This is a genomic window from Bacillus sp. FSL W7-1354, from assembly GCF_038002405.1.
GTDB lineage: Bacteria > Bacillota > Bacilli > Bacillales > Bacillaceae > Bacillus > Bacillus paralicheniformis.
In genome coordinates, this window is the sequence record NZ_JBBOCL010000001.1 from 1,135,405 (window position 1) to 1,161,240 (window position 25,836).

At 49.2% G+C, this 25,836-nt stretch carries 7 protein-coding genes; all 7 read right to left on the bottom strand.

Annotated elements, in window-relative coordinates:
- Window positions 1-16 precede the first annotated feature (16 nt).
- On the bottom strand, window positions 17-799 hold the full coding sequence (locus MKZ04_RS05930; protein ID WP_341045516.1) for an enoyl-CoA hydratase: 783 nt from the start codon (window positions 797-799) through the stop codon (window positions 17-19).
- 21 nt (window positions 800-820) lie between these two features.
- On the bottom strand, window positions 821-1,732 hold the full coding sequence (locus tag MKZ04_RS05935; RefSeq protein WP_020451696.1) for a hydroxymethylglutaryl-CoA lyase: 912 nt from the start codon (window positions 1,730-1,732) through the stop codon (window positions 821-823).
- A gap of 17 nt (window positions 1,733-1,749) precedes the next feature.
- Window positions 1,750-1,962 carry an acetyl-CoA carboxylase biotin carboxyl carrier protein subunit gene (locus tag MKZ04_RS05940; protein WP_003182452.1) on the bottom strand — a complete coding sequence of 71 codons (213 nt, stop codon included), beginning with the start codon at window positions 1,960-1,962 and terminating at the stop codon, window positions 1,750-1,752.
- 17 nt (window positions 1,963-1,979) lie between these two features.
- Window positions 1,980-3,320: an acetyl-CoA carboxylase biotin carboxylase subunit gene (locus tag MKZ04_RS05945; RefSeq protein WP_341045517.1), complete on the bottom strand. Its 1,341-nt coding sequence runs from the start codon at window positions 3,318-3,320 to the stop codon at window positions 1,980-1,982.
- Window positions 3,321-3,558: 238 nt separating this feature from the next.
- Complete coding sequence (locus MKZ04_RS05950) at window positions 3,559-7,362, bottom strand: non-ribosomal peptide synthetase (RefSeq protein WP_341045518.1); 3,804 nt, start codon at window positions 7,360-7,362, stop codon at window positions 3,559-3,561.
- A gap of 17 nt (window positions 7,363-7,379) precedes the next feature.
- Window positions 7,380-18,170, bottom strand: a complete 10,791-nt coding sequence (locus MKZ04_RS05955; RefSeq protein WP_341045519.1) for a non-ribosomal peptide synthetase — start codon at window positions 18,168-18,170, stop codon at window positions 7,380-7,382.
- 22 nt (window positions 18,171-18,192) lie between these two features.
- Window positions 18,193-25,836, bottom strand: a complete 7,644-nt coding sequence (locus MKZ04_RS05960; RefSeq protein WP_341045520.1) for an amino acid adenylation domain-containing protein — start codon at window positions 25,834-25,836, stop codon at window positions 18,193-18,195.

The window sequence follows — 25,836 nt, forward strand, 5'->3', positions numbered from 1 at the left end:
TGTCCCCCCGTTCGTTTTATTCTCCCGTATAATACGGCTTCCGCTTTTCTGTAAAAGCTTTCAGCCCTTCTGTTCTGTCTTTCGTCGGAATCGTCAGCTCGTAGGCTTTTTGTTCTATCGCGAGTCCAGTTTCGATATCTGTCTCAAGCCCTTGATTGATAGCGAACTTCGCCTGTCTGACGGCAACCGGTCCGTTCGCCGCAATGTTCGATGCGATATTTTCGGTTGTTTCCTTTAACTTTTGAAGCGGAACGACATGTTCAACTAGGCTGATCTTTTGCGCTTCTTCGGCGCTGATGCGGCAGCCGGTATAGATCATTTCTTTTGCCTTTCCCCTGCCGATCAAGCGGGGCAGCCGCTGTGTTCCCCCTGCCCCGGGAATGATCGCGAGCGTTGTTTCGGGGAGGCCGAGTTCAATATGTTTGGCTGCGATCCTGATGTCGCACGCCAATGCAAGCTCCAGCCCCCCTCCCAAAGCGCTTCCGTTTAATGAAGCGATGACGGGCTGCGGCAGTTTTTCCGTCTGGCTGACCACTTGTTGAATCATGGAAACGGCCTGCTTCGCTTCTGTGGGGCTCATGCGGGCTCTTTCCTTTAAATCGGCACCTGCACAAAACGTCCTGTTCCCTACTCCCGTTATAATGACACAGCGGACGGTCGGGTTTGAACGGATATCGCGAAGGATATGCTGAAGGTCGTCGAGAAGTCCGAGCGAGAGGGCATTTGCAGCTTGCGGTCTGTTCAACGTCAACACGGCGACCGCCTGCTCGTTTATGGAATAAAGAACATTGGGCTCCATTCGGTCTTCCTCCTCCTCAATCTATGAAAAGCAATTCTTTGATTTCGCCGCCTGCAAATTTCGGCTTGGCAGCTCTCTCCCGGTTTTGTCTTCGATCCATTTGGCAGCTGAAAGCAGCTTGCTGAGATCAACTCCGGTTTCGATGCCCATCTGGGCACACATGTAAATCAAATCATCAGTTGCCGCATTTCCCGTGGCTCCAGGGGCATAAGGACAGCCGCCCAGCCCGCCGCATGATGCGTCAAATACGGTGATTCCCATATCCATCGCTGTGATCATGTTGGCGAGCGCCATCCCTCTCGTATCATGAAAATGAAGGGCGAAACTCTCTTTCGGAAAGCGTTTTAAAAGTACGTCAAGCACCTTTTGAACTTGCACGGGATTCGCTGCGCCGATTGTATCTCCGAGAGAAAGTTCGTCGATGCCCATGTCGAACAACGCATCACAGAGGCGTATGATTTGTTCTAATGGCACATGATGTTCATAAGGACAGCCAAATACGGTGGACAGGTAGGCTCTGGTGGTGAGGCCTGCTTGTTTTGCTGTCCCGGTGACTTCCTGCAAGACTGGAAGCGTTTCTCCGATCGATTTGTTAATATTTTTCCGGTTGTGTGTCTCGCTTGCCGACATAAAAACAGAAGCTTCATCGATCCCTCCTTCGAGAGCCCGTTCCAGCCCTTTTCGGTTCGGAATGAGGGCTGCGTAGGTGACGCCCGGCTTCCGGTTAATGCCTTTGGCGACGTCAAGGGCATCAGACAGTGCAGGAATCCATTTAGGATGAACGAATGAAGTGATTTCGATATATGAAAGCCCTGTTTGGGAAAGCATGTCGATCCAGGTTATTTTATCGGCTGTCGAGAGTGCGGTTTCTTCATTTTGCAGACCGTCGCGCGGCCCGACTTCTTTAATGAAAATTTTCTTCGGTACATTCATTTGCCATCCTCCAGACCTTATTGAAGCTCCAATAAGACATCTCCTTCATCGGCAAAATCACCTTCGTTTTTTCTGACGGTTTTGACGGTGCCGGCCGTTTCGGCGACAATCGGAATCTCCATTTTCATCGATTCTAAAATGGCGACTTCCTGCCCTTTTTCGATTTTGTCTCCTGCTTTCACTAATATTTTCCACACGTTTCCCGCCATATTGGTGACAACAGTATTCATGGCACGCCTCCTTAATTTCATTTTGACTGATAACGACTGATAAAATCGGTTTGGACCCCGCCTTTTCGGAATTCGTCAGAACGTACGATGTCTTCAAGCAGCGGAATATTTGTCTTAATGCCTTTCACTTGATATTGTGAGAGCGCTTCGGCCAATGTCCGGATGGCTTCATCTCTGCTATTTCCTTTGACGATCATCTTGGCGATCATCGGGTCGTAATACGGTGTGATGTTCATACCTGGGGCTGCTGCGCATTCATGACGGACATTCGGGTGCTCAGGCAGCTTAAGGTCAGTGATCCGTCCCGGCGAAGGGAAAAATGTTTTCGGATCTTCGGCACAGATTCTGACTTCGATCGCATGTCCGTCCCGCCGAATGTCTTTCTGCTTATACGGAAGCGCTTTGCCTGCTGCGATATTGAGCTGTTCTTCGACAATGTCGAGCCCTGTAATTTCCTCTGTCACCGGGTGTTCGACCTGCAGGCGGGTATTCATCTCGAGAAAATAAAAATGATTCTTGCTGTCTACTAAAAACTCGATTGTCCCGGCGTTGGCATAGCCGATCGACAGCGCGGCTTTCACGGCCGCTTCACCGAGCTTCGCGCGCATGTTTTCATCGAATAACGGAGCAGGTGCTTCTTCGATGATTTTTTGCTGGCGTCTCTGAATCGAACAGTCCCGTTCCCAAAGATAGACGGCATTTCCGTATTCGTCTGTTAAAATCTGAATCTCGATATGTCTTGCATCTTCGATATATTTCTCGATGTACATAGCCCCGTCTCCGAAAAAATCGGCGGCTCGTTTTTGGCTGCCTTCATATGCTTTTGCTAATTCGCCTTCATTGCGAATCAGCTGCATTCCGATGCCTCCGCCTCCAAAAGAAGCCTTGAGCATCACGGGATAGCCGATGGATTCGGCAAGAGCCTTGGCTTCATTCAGACCGGCCAAGCTTTTTGTCACGCCGGGAACGACGGGAATCCCGGCTTGTTCCATCGCTAGCCTTGCTTCAATTTTGCTCCCCATTTTGGCGATCACATCGGACGGCGGACCGATAAACGTGATATTTTCTTGTAGGCATCTTTTGGCAAAACGGCTGTTCTCGGAAAGCAGGCCGTATCCCGGGTGGATGGCACAGACCCCCGCTTTTTTAGCGGTTTCGATGATTTTTTCGATATTTAAATAGCTTTCACTGACCCGCGGTTTGCCGATCAGCCAGGCTTCATCTGCAGCTTTAACGTGCAGGGACTCAGCATCCGCTTCAGAGTAGACGGCAGCTGTCTGAATACCGAGCCGTTTACAAGTTCGGATGATCCGAAGTGCGATTTCGCCACGATTGGCGATAAGCAATTTTTGAAACAAAAAAATGCCCCCTTTCATATTCAAAAGTGTCTGAAATAGAATTTGAAAGCGCCTTCATTTATTTATTGTGCGAATTCGAAAGTGAAGTAGCTTATCCTGTTTCCTGCCATAGGTTCAGACGGGTCTTGTCTGTTCTTTACAGCTTATGATGATTTGAAAGAAAAAAGTCCTAAAGCTTAAGAAATCGCTTTAGAACTCTCAATGTTTTGGCTCGGGCCTGTTGGTGTTTGGACGGCTTTTACCGAGAATGCTCTGCATGTTTGCCGCTGTTTGTGAGGATATGTTGAATGATCTCGGCGTTTTTTGACAGAAAGGCAGTTTCGAACATATCCTGATGCGGCCCGGCTCCTTTATACTCTTGATAGTTTCTTGTTGTGGCGTCGGCCCATTTTTGCAATATGAATCTGTCAATTTGATCCGTCTGAATGCCGGCTTCAATAAAGTGGATGTTTGCGTTGATTTGGCCGCCATTGATTAATTGTGCCCAATATTTTTGATAGTTTGCCGTCTTTTTGATGACTGCTTCCCTGAGGTGAGCGGGAACATGTTCTGCCGAGGTGCTGCTTGGCTGTGGCGGCAATGCTTGTTTCTTTTGATATGCATCGACAATAATGAGATCGCTGACCTTCAAACCTCGGTTTTCCATTTCTTTGACAGTTTCAAATGCCGTGTTGCCTCCCGCTGAATATCCCAGCAGGATATAAGGGCCCCGAGGCTGTTTTTGGATGATGTTGTTCACGTATTGTTCCATACGGCTGTCTTCTTCAATAAAGTTAAATCCGTACACAGTCGCTTTGCCGTTTAGCTTGGCAGCGAGATCTTTATAAAATATCCCGAAGCCCGAAATGGGAGGAAAGCAGAAAAGGTTCACTCCGGTCGGCGGATTCAGTCTGCTGACATGCTGTACGGCCGAGGCGCGCAGCTCATGTGAAAACAGCTTTTCGGCCAATTGTTCGATTGTTGGATTCTCGAATAATAATTCAATTGGAATATCGATCCCCTGGCTGTTTTTCAGCTGGTGAATGACTTGAAGAGCCTTTAGCGAATGACCGCCAAGTTCGAAAAAGTCATCTTCAATACCGAGCTCCTTCACGCCAAGGATAGGTCTCCATATGTCAATCAGTTCTTTTTCGACCCAGTTTCTTGGCGGCACAATCTGTTTCAAAGCCGTTTTTTGATCAGGTGCAGGCAGCGCGCGGCGGTCGATTTTGCCGTTTGCCGAAAGAGGCATGCGGTCCAGTTTAACCCAATCATGAGGAATCATATAGTCGGGAAGCTGCCTTGATAGTAATGAACGGATCGTTTTTTCCTCTGTTTGATCATCGCTTACATAATATGCGATAAGGAATGCTTCTTCGTTTTTTTCTTCAATGATGACAGCGGCTTCTTGAACGCCTTCAATCTCGATGAGCCGCGCTTCTATTTCAGCCGGTTCAGTTCGTTTGCCGCGAATTTTGATTTGCCGGTCCATCCGGCTGATATATTCTAAGTTGCCGTCTGGCAGCCAGCGCGCCAGATCGCCGGTTTTGTACATTTTTTCCCCTGGTTGAAACGGATGCTCTACAAATGCTTGACTCGTCAAATCAGGTCTGTGCAAATATCCTTTTGCAACCCCATCGCCGCCGACGCAAAGTTCGCCGGGAACGCCGATCGGCGCGAGCTGACCGCTCTCGTCAACAATAAAGGCATTTGAATTGCTGATCGGTTTTCCGATGGGAATCGCTTGTGAAAAATCTTGCTTGACTTCATAAAATGTAGAGAATGTTGTATTTTCCGTCGGACCATATATGTTATAAAGCTTCAGGTTTGGACACCGATGTCTGACCGTATTCATCAGTGCAGGCGTCAAAGCTTCCCCGCCGACATATAAAGTGGAGAGTCCTGAAAACATGTCCGGCTGGGCTTGTGCCAGCTGGTTAAAGAGAGCCGTTGTTAAAAACAGCACTGTGATATTATGGTGAAGCAAATAGCTGCCAAAACGGGCAGGAGTCAACATCGTCGAGCGGTCAATAACATGAAGAGATGCTCCTTTCAGGAGCGCTCCGAATATTTCAAATGTGATGGCGTCAAAGCCGAGTGAACCGGTTAAGATCAATCGGTCATTTGTATCGGCTGATGTGTAATTGCTGTTTGAGATCAGTGATACGACATTGCGGTGCGAAATCATAACGCCCTTTGGTTTGCCTGTCGAACCTGATGTATACATGATATAAGCCAGATCATCCGGACGCGTATTTATGTTGATAGCGCTGACAGGTGCCAATTGCGCTTCCTTGGATATCAACACTTTTTTCGGAAAATCAATGTCCGTCTTGAGTCCTTTCTGAACGGCCAATACGTCCGCCCCGCTTTCTTTCAGCATGCAGCTGATCCGTTCAGGCGGCAGTTCGGCATCGAGCGGGAGATAGGCGCCGCCCGCTTTCAAAACGGCAAGAACTCCGATGATGAATTCAGGTGAATGCTCTGCTAAAATGCCGGCAATTCCGTTTTTCTTTAAGCCTTGTTCTTGGAAGATGCGGGCCCATGCAGTGGATGTTTGATCCAGCTCCCGGTATGTCATCGTCAAGCCGCCGGCATGTAGTGCGATATGATCCGGCGTTTTCTCTACTTGATTGGAAAACAAGTCAGTGATTGTTTTGTTCGTATCGTAATCCGTTTTTGTATCGTTGAATGCCCCGATGATCCGGGCTTTTTCGTCAGGCGCGATCATCGGCAGCCTGGAGGCGGGGATATCGGTGTCCTCCGCCGCTCTTCGCAAAGCTTCCAGCAGGTGGCCCCTCACACAGTCAATCCATGATTCATCATAAACGTTTGCATTGTAGATGAACTTGATGACAAGTTCATCATCCGGGGCAATCATGAGGTTGAAGTTGTAGCCTGATTGCTCCGACACTTTTACATTTTCGATCTGAAGCGGTGATTCGGCGCGGTTTGCCGAGTCTTGCATTTGCTGCAAAGGGTAGTTTTCAAAAACGAAAATATGGTCAATAGCATGCTGTTTGAAAGCGATATGCGACTGAATGTCAGCCAATGGATAAAAGTTGAACATGTCTTGAGCGAGCCTTTCTTTTTGGGAGCGGCGAAGCAGCTCTGAAAAGGTTTCATTTTCGCTCTCGGTCTTGATTCGCACCGGCACAGTATTGATAAATAAACCGATGATCTTCTCAACGCCCGGAATCACGGAAGGACGGCCGGAAACGACAGAGCCGAACACGACATCATCTGTCCGGTTATAGCGCTGAAGCATTAAGCCCCACACGGTTTGTATGAGAGTGGCGAGTGTGGCTCCATGCTGTTTGGCGATTGTTTTGAGTCTGACTGTCAACTTTCGGTCTAATGAAAACATCAGCTCTTTCTGCCGATATCCCTTTTCAGCAGGTTTTGCAGACACTTTCGGAAGACCTGTTGGCGCATTGAAGTCTGTCAAGTAGTTCTTCCAATATTCCTTGGCTTTGTCTTTGTCCTGATCATACAACCAGGAAATATATGCGCTGTATGGCTGAACAGGATCTAAAGGCACAGATTCACCCGTATAGATGGCTTCGTACAACTGCATAAATTCTTGGAGTACGATCCCGAGACACCAGCCGTCCATTAAAATGTGGTGATGGCTCCATACACATACGTGTTGTTCCGGCGCCGTTTTGAACAGAGAAATACGCATCAGCATATCTTTTTGCAGATTGAAGCCTTTCTGCCGATCCCGCTCTTTAAACTGGCTGATATACGCGGTTTGATCGGTCTCCGGCATTTCGGTCAAGTCTTCAGCATGCAACTGAAAGGATCGATCGCGTAAAACGACCTGGCGCGGTTCTTTCAGCCCGGCAACATGAGGCAAAAAAACCGTTCTGAAAATATCGTGGCGGTCAATGATCGATTGGACACTTTGTTGAAACCAGTCTAAATGGAGCTGACCCCTTATTGTGAAGACGGACTGTTCAATATATGCGGTTCCTTCGTCTTGCAGGAAAGAATGAAAAAGCATTCCTTCCTGCATGTGGCTTAAAGGATAAATGTTTTGGATTTTTTGTGTATGATCCATTGTTTCCCTCCGCTCGTTTAATGAAATCCGAGTAAGTCGGTTATATTTTTAAAAGCTTCCTCGGTCAGCTCGCGATCATCAAAGTCGCTGACGGTCTTTTCTGTTTCAGTTTTGCCGAGGCAATGGTTCATCAGCTTTCTGAGATAGTACTGACAATCTTGGGAAAGCCGCTCAATGGTTTCCTTTTGAAAACGCCCTGTTTCATATGTCATGTTAACGGTCAGTTTGCCTTCGGCTACGAGTGCGCTGATATCCAGCGACTGTTCACGCTTCCAAGTGCCGGTGATATCTTCGCCGCCCCCCAAAGGAGAAAATGTAAATGCATCAAGCTGTTCTGTTTCGGTTTGCGCACGGTTTCCGATTTCAAATTGTCCTAAATAGTTAAAGGTGATATCAGGTGCTTTGCCGAATTTGATCTTTGCTTTTTCAGGCGGTGTCATATATTTGAGAACACCGTATCCAAATCCTTTATCAGGTATCCGCCTTAACGTGTCTTTAGTTATTTTTAATGCGCGGATCATATATTCTTCATGATGGTCATCCCATGTATTGGGTTCAAGTTGAAGCAATACTGGATATATGGAAGTAAACCACCCTACGGTTCGGCTGATATCGTGATATGCCGCCTCAGATTGACGGCCATGCCCTTCAAGCGCGATTTTTAGCGCCTTTTGCGGCACCCATTTCCATATAGCGAGTACCGCTGACGCCAATAGCAAGTCTTGGGTATCCGTATTGTAAGCATTGTGCACATCTTTTAGAATCGCGTCTGTTTCTTGTTGAGCTAAAGTAAATGATACGGTGTTACGTTTTTTCAAAGCGGTTTTGTCGATATGTGTCTGATCTTTTGGCAGTGCAACTGTTTCATGTTGTTCGATGGCGCGCCAATAGTCTGCTTGCTGTAATAACCGCCGGCTTTCTGCATACTTGGCTAATTGCTCGGTATATGTCTGGAATGATGCGGTTTTTGGCGGGAGTGCTATGTCATCTCCGCGAATCGCCTGCTCATAGCCCGATGCCAAGTCTTCCAGGATAATCCGCCATGATATGCCGTCGACGGCCAAGTGATGGATAGCAAGAAACAAGTCATCTCCTTCGCTTGAGCGGAAAAGCCCGACTTGCACCAGCGGCCCGTTTTCCAAGTCCATTGCTTTTTGCAGCTCACGAACTTGGTGTTTGATGATGTGTTCATGATCTTTTGGTTCGCCGGCCAGATTGAAGATTCGCAAGTTGTAAAGCTGGTCCTCTCCGATGTTCGCTGGACGATTGTACAGGCGCAAGTTCCCTTGTTCATCTTTGGCGCATATGAGCCTGAGTGCATCGTGATGGACGGTTATCGCTTTTAGCGTTTTCCTCAATGCATCTTCATCTAACGGATTTGACCGATGCAGCATAACCGACTGATTAAAATGGTGGGCTTCTTTTATATCTTGAGACAGGAACCATTTTTGCACCGGTGACCATGTCATCTCGCCTTCTACAGATGCTTGGCTGATCGGTTGTTGTGATAAACGGACATATGGCGCCAATTCTTGGATTGTCGGATGGCTGAAGATATCTTTTACGGCCAATTGCTTTCCTGATTGATGCAATCTCGCGGAGACTTGCAATGCCTTAATGGAATCTCCGCCAAGCTCAAAAAATGATTCATCAATTCCGATCTTGTCCACACCGAGCACCCCGCGCCAGATGGCAGCCAATTCTTTTTCAATATCAGTGGCCGGAGCCGTAAATGTTTGCCTAGTCTCTCCCTTGTGCGGGATCTTTGCCAGTGCGGGCTTATTCAGCTTCCCGTTTGGCATGGTAGGCAATGCATCAAGCGTTTGGAAAAACGCCGGTACCATGTAAGACGGCACTTTTTTGGCCAAAGCTTTGCGCACCATGCCGCAATCTGCGCCGTCTTCAACAACGATATAAGCGCACAGTTCCTTATGACCTGCTGCGGTAACAGAATCCACCACTGCCGCTTCTTTTACTACGGCAAGGCCGGAGAGTGCCGCTTCCACTTCTTTTATCTCGATTCGGTAGCCTCTGATTTTGACTTGTTCATCCATCCTGCCGACATACTGCAGTGTGCCGTCCGGCAGCCATTTCGCCAAATCCCCCGTCCGATACATGCGCTGATCTGGATGGAACGGATCTTGAACGAAAGCTTTTGCCGTTTGCTCAGGGAGATTGATATATCCTCTTGCAAGCCCCGGTCCTGTAATGCAAAGTTCTCCGGTGACACCGATAGGCTGCAAGTGATCTCCTTTTAAAATATAAACATTTGTATAGCCGATCGGCCGGCCGATCGTGATGTTTTCTTCTCGTTTCAATCTTCTGGCCGCAGTGGCCGTGATGCTGCTCTCTGTCGGCCCGTATTCATTGGAAATCTCTATGTCAGGGCTGAGCGAGAAACTGCGCTCCAGCAAATTCGGTTCAATCGCTTCGCCTCCTAATGTGACAAGTCGCAGTGTTTGTACATCTTCCGGCTGCAATACGTCAAGCAGTGTCCGGTATAGAATCGGAACGAGATTCATATGCGTAATGCCGTAATCGGCTAGATATTGTTTAATAGCGAGAATGTCTTTCGCTTCTTCCTCAGCCGGGATAACGGTCTGCACTCCTGATATAAGCGGCGCAAACATACTTGTGACAAATGCGTCAAAAGAAAATGAGGAAAGCTGAAGCGCGATATCATGATCATGAAATTCATAAAAAGCACTGCGCCACTGAACTGTATAAGCGACTCCTCTGTGTTCCACCATGACGCCTTTTGGATTGCCCGTCGTACCTGATGTATAAATGATATAAGCCAAATGATCAGGCCCGGAAGCAGTTAGAATAGGTGAGGTGTCCTGTTCCTGTACATCTTCAATCAGAAGCACTTCGCCTTTAAAACCATCAGGTACTTGATGAATTGCTTTTTTATCGGTGATTAGCAGTTTAGCTCCGCTGTCGGCTAATACATATTGTTTGCGCTCGTCCGGATATCCAAGATCAATTGGGACATAGGCGCCCCCTGCTTTCCAGGTTCCGAGAACGGCTGCGATCAAGCCTGTTGATTTAGGAATCATAATACCTACAGGTAGATCCGGACCAATCCCTTGATTTTGCAATGTTCTCGCTATTTTGTTGGACCATTCGTCTAATTCTTGATAAGTGAGCACCCCTTCCCGAGTGATGAGTGCAGTTGCACCCGGCGATTTTGCCGCCTGGCGGGCGAATAATTCGTGAACGGTTATGTTAGGGCCGTGTTGTTCCGGCATCCTGTTAAAGTTTGTCCTCAGCAGCTGTTGTTCTTTAGCTGTCAGCATGCTGATGGCAGGCAACGCTGTCTGCGGCGCGTGGACAATGTGCTGAAGCATTGTCGTGAAATGTGATGCCCAGCGTTCGATCGTATCTTGTTTAAATAAAGATGATGCATATTCAAACCGAAAGTGTATGCGTTCATCCCCTTCTGAAACTTGCAGCGTCAGATCAAACTTCGCCCCAGTTTGAGGCATATCGGCAGGCTGAATATGCAGTCCATCCAGGAAAAGCTCTTGACGATCCATATTTTGTACGACAAGCATAGCGTCAAACAACGGATTGCGGCTCATATCACGGACGACATCAAGCCGGTCGACAAGCTCCTCAAACGGATAATCCTGATGTTCAAATGCCTCAAGTGCCGTTTCGCGGACCTCTCTTAAGAAATCGCTGAAACATTTGTTTTCGGCCGGCTGCGTTCTGATCGCCAATGTGTTGACAAACATGCCGATGACAGGTTCTAAGTCTTTGTGCGGCCTTCCGGCGATCGGCGAACCGATGATGATATCCTCCTGTCCGCTGAGCCGGGCAAGAAGCGTGCTGTACGCGGCGAGAAGAACCATATACAGGGTGCATCCGTTGTCGCGGGCGATCTTGTATAGGCCGGATGAAGTGTCCGCATCAAGTGAAAAGGACACATGATCTCCGGCAAAGCTTCGCACCGCCGGGCGGGCGTTGTCGGCCGGAAGCTCCAGCACCGGCAGCTCTCCGTCGAGCTGCTTCAGCCAATAGGCTTCCTGTCTGTTGTACGCCTCTCCTTGTTTGAATGCCTGTTGCCAGACAGCGTAGTCTTTATATTGAATCCGCAGCGGGTGAAGCGTCCGGTTGGCGTACAGCTCGCTGAATTCGCTGATTAAGGTGCCGACAGACACCCCGTCGGAAATGATGTGATGCATGTCCACCAACAACAGGTGGCTCTCCTCCGCCTCCTTCACAAGAGCGGCGCGGAAAAGCGGCGCTTCTTGAAGCCGGAACGGACGGACAAAGTCTTCAGCCGCGACCAATTCCATCAGCTGAAACGGGACATCATCATGAATGCGTTGAACAGGCTCGCCGTCTGCCCCGGTTTCAAACGACGTCCTGAGCGATTCGTGGCGGCGGATCAGCTGCCTGAATACTTCATCAAGCCGGGCGCGGTCGAGCGGTCCTGTCAGCTTAAGCGCCGCCGGCATATTGTAGCCGACACCGCCGTCTTCCAGCTGCTGAAGGACATACATCCGCTTTTGCGCCGAGGACACCGGATAGGTGTCCTGTTTGTCCGCCGGTTCAATCGCCGCATGCGGGCTTTCATCCAATTCCTGAATCACGGCTGCGAGCTCTTCCAGTGTCGGCTTGGCGAAAATCTCCTTCAGCGGCACCTGCACGCCAAACGCTTTGGCGATGCGGGAGACGAGCGCTGTCGCTTTCAGCGAGTGGCCGCCTTGTTCGAAAAAGTGGTCGCGAATGCCGGCAGGGCCGTATTTCAGCACCTCTTCCCAAAGCTTGGCGAGCTTCATTTCCGTGATGGTTTGCGGCGCGGTGTAAGCGCGTCGTTCAGCCGCTCCGTCGGGAGCGGGCAGCGCCTTGCGGTCAAGCTTTCCGCTCGGAGTGACAGGCCACTCTTTCATCTCGATGAAGGATGAAGGCATCATGTAGGCCGGCAGGCGTTTGCCCAGCTCTGTCCTTACAGTCTGTTGGTCCTGACCTTCAATATAGGCGCAAAGCTCGGTTTCCTCCCCTTCTGTCCGGGCGATAACCGCCGCTTCCCGCACGCCGTCGATCTGGCGAAGCGCCGCTTCGACTTCCCCCGGTTCGATCCGGTAGCCGCGGATTTTCACTTGACCGTCCATGCGGCCCAACCATTCAACGGTGCCGTCCGGAAGCCATCTCGCCAGATCACCCGTTTGATACATGCGTTCCCCTGAATAAAAGGGGTCATCGAGAAACCGTTCTTCTGTCAGCTCCGGACGGTTCAAATAGCCCCTTGCGACGCCCGCGCCTGCGATATACAGTTCCCCTCGACAGCCGAACGGCAGAAGCTGCCGTTTTTTATTTAAAATATAGAGTCTCATATTGTGTCCTGATCGGCCGATCGGGACATGGTCAAGTGTTTTCCTTTTAGGGACATCAAAGTATGCCGCTTCTACCGTCGCTTCCGTCGGTCCGTAGGAATTTGTCAATTCCACCCCCGGCAGAAGCTCATGAAAACGGGAGACGAGGTGCGCCCCCAGCTGCTCACCGCCTGCAAAGACTCTTTTTAAATGTCTGATGTCGGCCGGTTTTTTTCTATGATTCATATATTCCAAGAATGAGTGAAGCATAGAAGGGACAAAATGAGCGGCTGTAACTTCCTTTTCCTCCAGCGCTTTTAAGATGATTTCAGGATCTTTTTCCCCTCCTTGAGGAAGCAGATAAACAGAAGCCCCGGCGAATGGCCACCAGAACAGCTCCCATATTGAAGCATCAAACGAGTAAGACGTTTTATGCAGAATGATGTCCGAGTCGTTAAGTGAGTAGCGGGTTTGCAGTGAGTATAAAAAATTGACCGCGGACCTGTGTTCCACCATGACGCCTTTTGGGCGTCCCGTTGAGCCGGATGTATAGATGATATAGGCCAAGGCATCGGGCGGTACCGGGAGATTCGGATTGACTGCCGCTTCTCCGTGATTCCCGCGCCCGCCATCTAGCGGCAAAATGGTTCCCTCAAACATCGATGGATTAGATTCTGCAAGCAAGGTCTTTGCGCCGCTGTCCTTCATTAAAAAACGGATTCGTTCTTCAGGATAGTCAGGGTCGATCGGCACGTAAGCAGCTCCCGCTTTTAAAATGCCATAAATTCCAATCAGCATATCTGGTGAACGTCTCCCCATCACGGCAATCACATCTTCCTGTTGAATACCGAGGCCAATTAGCTTCCATGCAATTTGATTGGCCCGTTCATTCAGTTCTCTGTAGGAGATGGAGACGCCATCCGCCAAAACGGCCGGACGATCAGGCGTCTTTTCTGCCTGCTGCTCGAGCTGATGGTGAAGCGGCTGATCCAGTGGGAAATCGATTTTTTGCATCGGACTGAAGTTTTGCAGAAGCGCGCTTTCTTCCTTTTTCGAAAGGATTGACAAATGGTCCAGTTCCAGCTCCGGATGCTGTGCAGCGTTTTTAGCCAACGTTTTAAAAAAATCGGCCCATTTTTGAATCGTTTTCCGTTCAAACAAATCTGTACTGTATTCAAACTGACAATATATTTGTCCGCCGCTTTCGGCCATGTACAGTGACAGGTCGAATTTAGAAATCGGGTGGCTGATATCTTTTTGCCGAAGCTCAAGCCCCTCCATCGACAATTGTTGCCGCTCCATATTTTGCAGTGCAAACGTTGTATCAAAGAGCGGATTTCGGCTCATCTCCCGCTGAACGCCGAGGCGGTCAACCAGCTCCTCTAACGGATAGTCCTGGTGTTCATAGGCTTCTAGCGCTGTTTCTCGAATGTCCTGTAAATATTGTTTGAAAGATATTCCGCTCACCGGACGTGTTCGAAAAGCCATTGTGTTCACAAACATTCCGAGCACGGATTCAAGGTCAGCATGCGGTCTGCCCGCGATCGGCGAACCGACAATGATCTCTTCCTGCCCGCTTAGCCGTGATAATAAAACGGTGTATATGCCAAGAAGCGTCATATACAGTGTGCATCTGTTTTCTCCTGCGAGCTGTTGTAAACGTGATGTAAGCTCCTGACTGATCTCGAACGTAACCCGGTCACCTGCAAAGCTTTTTGCCGGGGGCCGCGGTTTGTCCGTCGGCAATTCGAGCACTGGCAGCTCACCGGCCAGTTGTTTGAGCCAATACGATTCTTGCCGTTTGTATATGTCGCTTGTTTTGAATGTTTCTTGCCATGCTGCATAGTCTTTGTATTGAATGCGCAACGGAGCCAGTTCAAGTCTTTTATACAGCTCGCTGAATTCCTGCATGAGCAATTGGATGGAGACACCGTCTGAAATAATATGGTGCATGTCCACTAAAAGCAGATATCGTCCTTTTTCAATGGTCGCTAAGCCCGCCCTGAAAAGCGGAGCCTTTCCAAGATCAAACGGCCGGATAAATGATTCAGATGAAGAGTCGTTTGAAAAAGCAAACGGCACCTTTTCATGAATCCGCTGCACCGGCTCGCCGTCGTCTCCTGCTTCGAATGATGTCCTAAGGGGTTCATGCCGGCGGATCAGTTCGCGAAATACAGCTTCCACTCTCTGTTGATCGAGCTCGCCTGTCAGCTCCAAAACGGCCGGAATGTTGTAGCTGACTCCTCCGCCATCAAGCTGGTGCAGAACATACATCCGTTTTTGTGCGGAAGAAACCGGATATGTCTCCTTCTTCTCTATTTGCTGAATCGAAGCAAACGGGTTTTCTTCCGCTTCACTGATGACTGCTGCCAATCCTTCTACGGTCGGATGGGCAAAGACATCACTTAACGGAATCTGAACGTTCCATTCTTTGGCGATGCGAGAGATGAGCGATGTTGCTTTTAAAGAATGGCCGCCCAGTTCAAAAAAGTTGTCGCGGATGCCGACCGGCCCCCTTTTCAGTAGACCTTCCCAAAGCTGTGAAAGCCTGAGCTCGTTCAAATTGCGAGGTGCGGCGTATGACTGATGCGATGCGGATGATGTCGATTCTGGGAGGGCGCTTTTGTCGACTTTTCCATTTACGGTAAGCGGAATCGCTGGCACAGCAGTCCATTTTACTGGCATCATGTAGTCAGGGATGGCGTCGGCCAAATCATGACGCAATGCAGAAGGGTCGATCGGTTTCCGTGTGCTGTAGTATGCGCACAATTCATGTTCCCCTTCACTGTCTTTTTGAACCAGGACAACCGCTTCCTTAACAGCAGGATGATTTGCCAATGTCACCTCTATTTCCTTAGGTTCGACCCGGTAGCCCCTGATTTTCACTTGATCATCCGTCCGGCCGATATAGTCCATTTGTCCGTCTGCACGAAGCCTTGCTATATCTCCTGTTCGATACATGACGGCTCCCGCTCTGAATGGATCGGGCAAAAATTTCTGTTTTGTCAAGATTGGATTATTGACATATCCTCTCCCGACGCTCGCGCCTGATATATAAAGCTCTCCTGCTACACCGCAGGGCTGAAGTCGTTTGTATTTGTCAAGGATATACATGGCGTTATGGCTGATCGGTTTTCCGATCGGCGGAGAATCCGGGATGTCGCCCTCAGGATGAATGGTGCATGTCGAGACGACATGGGTTTCCGCCGGGCCGTAATGATTATGCAAGTGTATGCCGCGCCGCTTGAGCAATGCCTTAAAAATATGCGAGACCGTCAATTGCTCCCCTGCAGTGATGACATGCTTCACACAGTTTGGAAAGTGGTTCGCATAGTGTTCCTCATTAAAAAGCATCTTCACAAAAGCCGTCGGGAAAAAGACGACTTCTGTTCGCTGTGTATTGATCAACAAAAACAACTGAGCTGGGTCGCGTTTGATTGATTCAGGCGTGATGCAAAGCGTGCCGCCGCTAAGCAAAGTTGTAAACAATTCTTGATAGCAGACGTCAAACGCACAAGATGCATACTGGAGCACATTTGTTTTGAAATCAATACGTGAGTTTTCAAATTGGTCATGAAGCAAATTGGCCATATTTCGATGTTCAAATAAAACACCCTTCGGCTTCCCCGTTGTTCCAGATGTATACATGATGTAAAGCAAATCTTCCGCAGTGTTTACCGTCTCGACATTGCTTCCGTCGCTTTCCGCATCTGCTTCTTCTATGAATGTCACAGATCGTTTTGTTGCGGCTGACTTTGCTAAAGCCGCCACATGATGCTGTGATACTATGTGCTGACAGCCGCTGTTTTCTATGCAATAGCGAATGCGTTCGGCAGGATGGCTCAGGTCAATCGGAACAAATGCCGCGCCCGCTTTTAAAATGCCGAGTACTCCCGCCGCTAATGCGGGAGAACGTTCGACCATGATCGCGACCGGCTCCTGGCGTTTGACACCCCGTTTTCGGAGAAGGCGTGCAAGTTTGTTGGCCATTTCATTCAGCTCTTTATAAGTGATCGACTGCCCTTCATAGTGAATTGCTTTTTCATCAGGGGATTGTGCCGCCTGACGTTCGAACATCGACTGGATCGTTTCATATTCACGCTGTTTAGTCTCTATTTTCAACGTGCTGAGCAGGTCTTTTTGTTCCTGCTGTGTTGTGATCGCCAATTCCTCCGGGGTCAAATTCGGATTTTCCAGCACTTGTGCGATGATATGCTGCAAATGGCCTTTGACGCTTTCGATGAAAGAACGTTCATGAATGCCGGAATCAAATCTCATTTTGAGATGAATGTTTTCACCTGGTGCTACCATGAGATAAAAGCTGTAGTTGGTCTCGTCTTCCATGTTGAAATCATGAATCCGAAACAGATCCTCTGCATCTTGTCCACTGTTCAGCAGTGCGATTTCTTTTTCAACAGGATAATTTTCAAAAACAAGAATATGGTCGATTAAGCCTTGTTTGACGGCGGATTCCGCCTGTATCTCATAGAGCGGGTGGTAGCTGTACGGCTGCCCATTCAGCGCATCTTTTTGCACTTGTTTAATCAGTTTCACAAAAGGCACTTTTGTACCGGTAACACGCACCGGTACCGTGTTAATGAAAAGGCCGATCATCCGCTCTATCCCTGCAATTTCAGCCGGCCTGCCGGAAATAACCGAACCGAAAACCGCATCATCCGTCTGGTTATAAGCTTGCAGCAACATTCCCCAAAGCGTGTGAAAAATGGTGCTCAATGTGACTTCTTCCTTTGCGGCCAGCTCTTTCAGCTTATCCGTAACTGTTTTAGAAAGGGAAAAGGTGACTTCTTCTTGTCTGCTTTTGGCGCCCGCTTTTTTTTGCTGCGGCAGCCGGCTCTGTTGGTCATATCCTTCAAGATAACCCTCCCAGTACCGGGCGGCGGCTTCTTTGTCCTGCTCCATCAGCCATTGAATATAGCTCCCGTAAGGCACAGCAGGCTCAAGCTTTAATGGTGTTTGGTGCAAATGGGAAGCGTATATATGGAAAAACTCCTTCAGGACAATCCCGAGGCACCAGCCGTCCATAATGATGTGATGGAAGCTCCATATGCATGTAAATTCGCGTTCCCCTGTTTTAAAAAGAATGACGCGCATCAATCCATCTTTTTGCAAATGAAATCCTTTGGCTCTGTCTGTTTTTTTGACGTCATCGATCAATCTAAGCTGGCCGGATCGGTCCAAATGAGTCAGATCTTTTTCTTCAATTGTGATCGTCCGTTCTTTTAAGACGACCTGCTGCGGAACGGATACATTTTGACTGATAAAAATCGTTCTGAAAATATCGTGCCGGGCACAAAGAACAGCAATGCTTTTCTGAAAAATGTCTGTGTCAACCTTTCCTGTCATTGAAAATGAGGCTTGTTCGACGTATGCCTGTGTGTCCTTGTTAAGAAGGGTGTGAAATAGCATGCCTTCCTGCATATAAGAAAGCGGATAAATATCCTGAATCTCATGTTTTTTTGTCATATTTTTTCCCTGCCTCCTGTTCCTACAGTTCCTCGACAAAGCTCGCAATATTGTCCAAATCTTCCGCTGTTAACGATTGGCTGCTAAAATCGCTGACCGTTTTCTCTGTTTCTTGTTTATGTGCGCAATGTTTGATGATTTGGTGCAAATTATGTTTCACCATGTGCAGCAGCTGTTTCATTGTTGTTTTATGGAACCGGCTTGGCGGATAGCTCAAATTGAAATGCAGCTGATTTTGCCTTACCATGGCGCTCATTTCCAGCGTTTGCTCACGCTGCCATGTAGGTGTAATGTCTTTCCCGCTTGCAAGCCCCGAAAAGCTGAACTTTTGTTGGCGTTCTGTATCATTGAATTGCCCTAAATAATTAAAACCGATTTCAGGCGCTTTGCCGAACTGGATTGTTTTGTTTTCAGAGGATGTTAAATATTTCAAAATGCCGTATCCCATTCCTTTGTCCGGTATTCTGCCGAGTGTATCTTTGACTGTTTTCACTGCCAGCCCCAACTCGCCTTCGGCTGCATGATGTAAATCAATCAACACAGGATATATTGTGGTAAACCAGCCGACTGTCCGGCTGATATCCAATTCAGGTAGGGTGTGATCTCTCCCGTGTCCTTCCATCGCGATCCGCAGTTTCCTCTCTCCCATCCAATCACACAGGGCTAATGATGCTGCCGTCAGCAGAATATCCTGGGTGTCTGTGTTGTAGGCGTTGTTAACCTTGTGGATTAAAACGTGTGTGTCTTCTTCGGAAAGGGTAAAGCTTTCCGTTTTCCGAATGTTGTCCGCAGCGCTATGCGGTTTTTCACAAGGAAGTAAAGCGGCTTTTTCTTTTTCAACAGTGCGCCAATACGATTGTTCGCGAATGACCTTGCTGCTCTCTGCGTATTCGGCAAGCCGGTTTGCGAAATATTGGTATGAGTCCGTTTTCCGCGGAAGCTGAACCGGTTGTCCTGCGGCCGCCTGACTGTATGCTGCCGATAAATCCTCAAGCAAAATCCGCCATGAGACCCCGTCGACGACCAAATGATGAATGGTGAGAAATAAATAAGTTCCCGACATTGTGTTGAACAAGCCTGCTTTTAGCAGTGGGCCTGTTTGCAAATGGATACTGCGCTGCAAATCAGCGACTTCGTCTTCAATCATCTTCTCCCATTGTGCCGTTTTAGAAAGGTCTCTTATGTTCAGGCTGTAAAGTTCTCCATGAATTCCCCTGTTAAATTGCTGCAGCTGGCCGCCGTCATCGATGATTGTCATGCGGAGGGCATCATGATGGATGACAAGATGCTGTAAAGCTGTTCGAAGCGGCTGTTCCTGAAATCCTTCTGAGCTATGAAGCATGACAGATTGGTTGAAATGCTGCCTCTTTTCGATATGCTGTGCGAGGAACCAGCGCTGAACGGGCGTCCAAGGTACTTCTCCTTCAATCGGCCGCTGATCTATATTTCTCTCAGTCTTGCGGATGAGAGGCGCGGCTTCTTTAATAGTTGGATGGCGGAATAAGTCGCCTGCCGTGATTTTCAAGTCAAACCGTCCAAGGCGCGCAGATACTTGGAGGGCTTTAATCGAATCGCCTCCCAGTTCAAAAAACGAATCCTCAATCCCGACTTTTTCAACGCCGAGCACCTCTTGCCAGATCACGGCAAGCCGTTCCTCCAGCTGGTTGCGCGGAGGGGCGTATGCTGTGTTGATTGCTGTGGTCTCCGGCTCAGGCAGCGCTCTTCTGTCGAGCTTTCCGTTTTGTGTCAGAGGCAAGGCGGCAAGCTCAACCAAATGCGCCGGGATCATAAACCCGGGCAATTGCTGAGAAAGAAGGGATCTGACTTTCTCGATATTCATTTCCGCTTGCAGACTCATATAGGCAAGGAGTTCTTTATGTCCTGAGGGACCGGTTCGCACGATGACGGCGGCTTCTTTGACACCGTCAATCTGCCGCAATGCTGCTTCAATTTCTCCCAGCTCAATCCTGTAGCCGCGAATTTTTACTTGATCATCCATCCGGCCGATATATTCAATCGACCCATCCTTCAGCCAGCGGGCCAAATCACCGGTCCGGTACATTCGTTCACCAGGTGTGAAGGGATTTGGCACAAATTTTTCTTTCGTCAGTTCAGGTCTCCCGAAGTAGCCTCTGGCTAGCCCGTCCCCGCCAACGCATAATTCTCCGATGACACCCATAGGCTGCAATCTCCCGCGGCTGTTGACAATATAAGCGGTTGAATTAGCGATTGGGCGGCCGATCGGAATGGAATGCTTATACTCGTGTTCAATCCGGAAGCACGTTGAGAATGTTGTGTTTTCCGTTGGGCCGTAGCCATTCCATAGCGCGAGATCCGGCGCCGCGTTGCGAACGCGATTGACATGGTTTGGCGACAGGGCTTCTCCGCCGAGAATCAATCTGGACAGGTCGGAAAATGTTCGTTCATTTTGTTCTGATAATTGATTAAATAAGGATGATGTCAGCCATAAAGTCGTGATGCCGTTCTGCTGTATGAATGTCTTGAGCCGATCGGAATCTAAATAAGTTTCCTTGTCACTGATGTATAAACAAGCACCGTTTAATAGCGGTCCGAATACTTCAAATGTCATCGCGTCAAATCCCAATGACGCTGTCAATAAAATCCTGTCTTCAGGTGAAAATGCCATATCGCTGTTTTTTACGAGACGGACGACGCCGCGCTGTTCAACCATTACGCCTTTTGGCGTGCCGGTTGATCCGGATGTATACATGATATAAGCGAGAGAATCAGGACCGCCCTGCTGTTCGGGATTGTTTGCTGAAATGCCGACCTCAAGCTGGATGTCTTCTATGAATAACCGTTTTCCTGCCATATGAGATTCTAATCGATCTGATTGGAGGAGCATCACAGCATTGCTGTCAGACAACATCCATTCCAGCCGTTCTGTCGGCATGTCTTCAGTGACGGGAAGATAGGCTCCGCCGGCTTTTAAAATACCTAGAATTCCGACCGCAAGTTCAGGGGTGCGACTTGTTAATAGTGCGACAACACTTTCTGAACCGACGCCATTTGCTCGAAGCGCAGCGGCTATTCTGTTGGCGCGTTCGTTTAGTTCACGGTAAGTCAAGGTTTGTCTGTCATATATAACGGCCGGGGCGTGAGGTGTTTTGGCTGCTTGATATTCAAATAAACGGCTGATCGTTTCGTGTTTCGGGTAGTCTTGTTTTGTCTGATTAAATGTGTGAATGAATGAGCTTGTCTCATGTTCATCTAATACATGGATATCTCCGAGATGAATGTTCTGATGTTCGATCACATGATGGAGAATATGAATATAGTAGGAAAGCCATTTCTTGATCGTTTGTTTTTGATAGATGTCTGTATTGAATTCAACATCAAAACGGATTGTCTCTTGATCTTCTTCAGCTGCATAAAGAGTCATATCAAACTTAGAGACTTTATGGGCGTCATGAGCTATAGTCGTCAAATGCAAGTTATGCAGAGTCAGTGATTCCCGCTCCATATTTTGCAGAGCGAACATAACGTCAAACAGCGGATTGCGGCTCATATCACGGACGACATCAAGCCGGTCGACAAGCTCCTCAAACGGATAATCCTGATGCTCGAACGCCTCAAGCGCCGTTTCGCGGACCTCCTTTAAGAAATCGCTGAAACATTTGTTTTCTGCCGGCTGCGTTCTGATCGCCAATGTGTTGACAAACATGCCGATGACAGGTTCTAAGTCTTTGTGCGGCCTTCCGGCGATCGGCGAACCGATGATGATATCCTCCTGTCCGCTGAGCCGGGCAAGAAGCGTGCTGTACGCGGCGAGAAGAACCATATACAGGGTGCATCCGTTGTCGCGGGCGATCTTGTATAGGCCGGATGAAGTGTCCGCATCAAGTGAAAAGGACACATGATCTCCGGCAAAGCTTCGCACCGCCGGGCGGGCGTTGTCGGCCGGAAGCTCCAGTACCGGCAGCTCTCCGTCGAGCTGCTTCAGCCAATAGGCTTCCTGTCTGTTGTACGCCTCCCCATGTTTGAATGCCTGTTGCCAGACGGCGTAGTCTTTATATTGAATCCGCAGCGGGGCAAGCATCCGGTTGGCGTACAGCTCGCTGAATTCGCGGATTAAGGTGCCGACAGACACCCCGTCGGAAGTGATGTGATGCATGTCCACCAACAACAGGTGGCTCTCCTCCGCTTCCTTCACAAGAGCGGCGCGGAAAAGCGGCGCTTCTTGAAGTCGAAACGGACGGACAAAGTCTTCAGCCGCGGCCAACTCCATCAGCTGAAACGGGACATCATCATGGATGCGCTGGACAGGCTCGCCGTCTGCCCCGGTTTCAAACGACGTCCTGAGCGATTCGTGGCGGCGGATCAGCTGCCTGAATACTTCATCAAGCCGGGCGCGGTCGAACGGTCCTGTCAGCTTAAGCGCAGCCGGCATATTGTAGCCGACACCGCCGTCTTCCAGCTGCTGAAGGACATACATCCGCTTTTGCGCCGAGGACACCGGGTAGGTGTCCTGTTTATCTGCCGGTTCAATCGCCGCATGCGGACTTTCATCCAATTCCTGAATCACGGCGGCGAGCTCTTCCAGTGTCGGCTTGGCAAAAATCTCCTTCAGCGGCACTTGCACGCCAAACGCTTTGGCAATGCGGGAGACGAGCGCTGTCGCTTTCAGCGAGTGGCCGCCTTGTTCAAAAAAGTGGTCGCGAGTGCCGGCAGGGCCGTATTTCAGCACCTCTTCCCAAAGCTTGGCGAGCTTCATTTCCGTGATGGTTTGCGGCGCGGTGTAAGCGCGTCGTTCAGCCGCTCCGTCGGGAGCGGGCAGCGCCTTGCGGTCAAGCTTTCCGCTCGGTGTGACAGGCCAGTCACGCATCTCGATGAATGATGAAGGCATCATATAGGCCGGCAGGCGTTTGCCCAGTTCTGTCCTTGCGGTCTTTTGATCCTGACCTTCAATATAGGCGCAAAGCTCGGTTTCCTCCCCTTCTGTCCGGGCGACAACCGCCGCTTCCCGCACGCCGTCGATCTGGCGAAGCGCCGCTTCGACTTCTCCCGGTTCGATTCGGTAGCCGCGGATTTTCACTTGGCCGTCCATGCGGCCCAGCCATTCAACGGTGCCATCCGGGAGCCATCTCGCCAGATCGCCCGTTTGATACATGCGTTCCCCTCGATAAAACGGGTCATCGAGAAACCGTTCTTCTGTCAGCTCCGGACGGTTCAAATAGCCCCTTGCGACACCCGCGCCTGCGATATACAGTTCTCCGGCCACCCCTATGGGCTGGACAGCTTTCTCACTGTCTAAAATATAAAGACGGGCTCCCGGTACAGGTTTTCCGATCGGAAGCCGCATCCGTTCCCTGTCTTTTTCGTGGTCGTATCGAAAAAATGCGGCATCCACCGTAGCTTCTGTCGGCCCGTAGCCGTGAATGACCGCAGTCTCCGGCAAAGACCGGGCAAATCGGGCGGCTGTCTGGGGAGCGAGCGCTTCACCTCCGGCGAATACGCGTTTCAAGGTTTTCGCAAGGCTTGTCCTTTTCTCCTCTGTTTCCATCTCGACCTGGTCTAAAAAGCTGTTGGCCATCGCCGGGATAAAATGCGCCGTTGTCACTCCTTCGTTTGTGAAGGCTTCTGTCATTAAAGCGGGATCTTTCTCCCAGCCCTGCGGAAGCAAATACATGGAGGCGCCGGGAATCATCCACCAAAACAACTGCCAGATCGAAGCATCAAATGAAAACGATGACTTGAGCACGATGACATCATCTTCAGTTAATGGGAACTGTCGCTGCATCCCGGACAAAAAGGCGGCAGCCTGTCGGTGCTCAACCGCGACGCCCTTCGGTGTCCCGGTTGAACCGGATGTATAGATGACATAGGCGAGTGAGCCGCCATCTGTATGAACGCAAACCGATTCGGTCTCCGCTGTCTCCGCTTGAAACGATGACAGGTTGACTTCAAGCGTCTCACCGGCAAAACCGGAGACGGACAAACCCGGCCCTGTGACGAGAAGCTTGGCGCCGCTGTCGGCGAGCATGTATCTGAGCCGTTCTTCAGGATAGTCTGGATCAAGCGGCACGTAAGCGCCGCCGGCTTTCAAAACAGCCAGCACCGCGATCACCATCTCTGGTGAACGGTCAGCGAGCACGCCGACCACACTTTCTTTGGCAACGCCTTTTTTCTTCAACCGGACAGCGAGCTGATTGGTATACTGATCAAGCTCTCGATATGTTAAGGTACCGCCGGAAAAACGAAGCGCCGGCATGTTCGGCGACAGAGCTGCACGGCGGGTGAAAAAGCTATGCAGCGTCGGCGCTAAAGGTGCAGCGGGCTCTGTTTGATTGAATTCGTACAGCATCTTTTTGGCAGTTTCTTCGCCAAGCAATGCAATTTGTGCGATTTGTTGATTGGGATCAGCGATGACAGAGCCTATGATATGGCGTAAATACAGTTCGATTTTTTTCATCATGGCTGGATCATACAGTCCGATATCAAAATTTATGCGAATATAAAGCGAGCTTCCCGGAATGATTTTAATGCTGCATCCATAGTTGGTAACTTCATCCATATCGAAATCATCGACTGTGAAATCGAATGCATCAGCTTGATTCAGACTTTCAATTTCGCGCTGGGCCGGTATGTTTTCAAATACGACAATATGGTCAAACAGCTCATGTTTCAGCGTGCTTTGCGCCTGAATATCATATAAAGGATAATAACTGTACGCTTCCGCTTTCAGTGACTCCTGTTGCAAGTGGCTGACCAATGTCAAAAAGGACTCCGGCCCGCTTTGGACCCGGACGGGAATGGTATTAATGAAAAGCCCGACCATTTTTTCTACGTCCTCAAGATCAGACGGCCTCCCGGAAATAACGGAACCGAAGACTGCGTCATCACAGCGGTTGATCTTTTGCAGAATGATTCCCCATAATGCCTGAAAAACCGTATTCAGCGTCGCGCCTGCTTGCAAGGCCAATTTTCGCAGCCCTTCAGTCTGTTCTTTAGATAGGGTAAATGCCATCTGCTCAAGCTTTCCTTTTGAGGATGATGATGTTTTGGGCAGTGATGCGGTTTGTTTGACATCGACAAGCCTTGTTTTCCAAAAGGCTTCAGCTTCTTTTCGATCCTGTCGCATCAGCCATTTAATATACTTGCTGAACGGCTGAACCGGTTCAAAATCAGGAAGCTGCCCTTTTCCTAAAGCCTTGTAAATCGCAAGAAATTCTTTCATCACAATACCAAAGCACCAGCCATCCATTAAAATGTGATGATGGCTCCAAATACAATGATATTGTTCGTGTGCCCTTTTTAAGATAGATACTCTCATAAGAGGGTCTGTTTGCAGATCAAATCCTTTTTTCTTGTCGTCATGTTCGAATTGATCGACAAATGTTTCTTTAGCCGCCTCGTCCAGATGAGAAATATCAACAAATTGAAGGCGGCTTTGCCGCTCTTTTAACACGACTTGGCGCGGCTTTGCCACATTTTTGTGTATAAACGCAGTGCGGAAAATATCATAGCGTTCAATCAGCGCGTCTAAACTTTTTTGAAACCGTTCTGTATCAAGCGAGCCGTTTATCGTAAATGATGCCTGTTCAAAGTAGGCTCTAGATTCCTGATCCAATAGCGAGTGAAACAGCATGCCCTCCTGCATAAAAGATAAAGGATAGATATCTTGTATTTCCGGTTGCTGCACCAT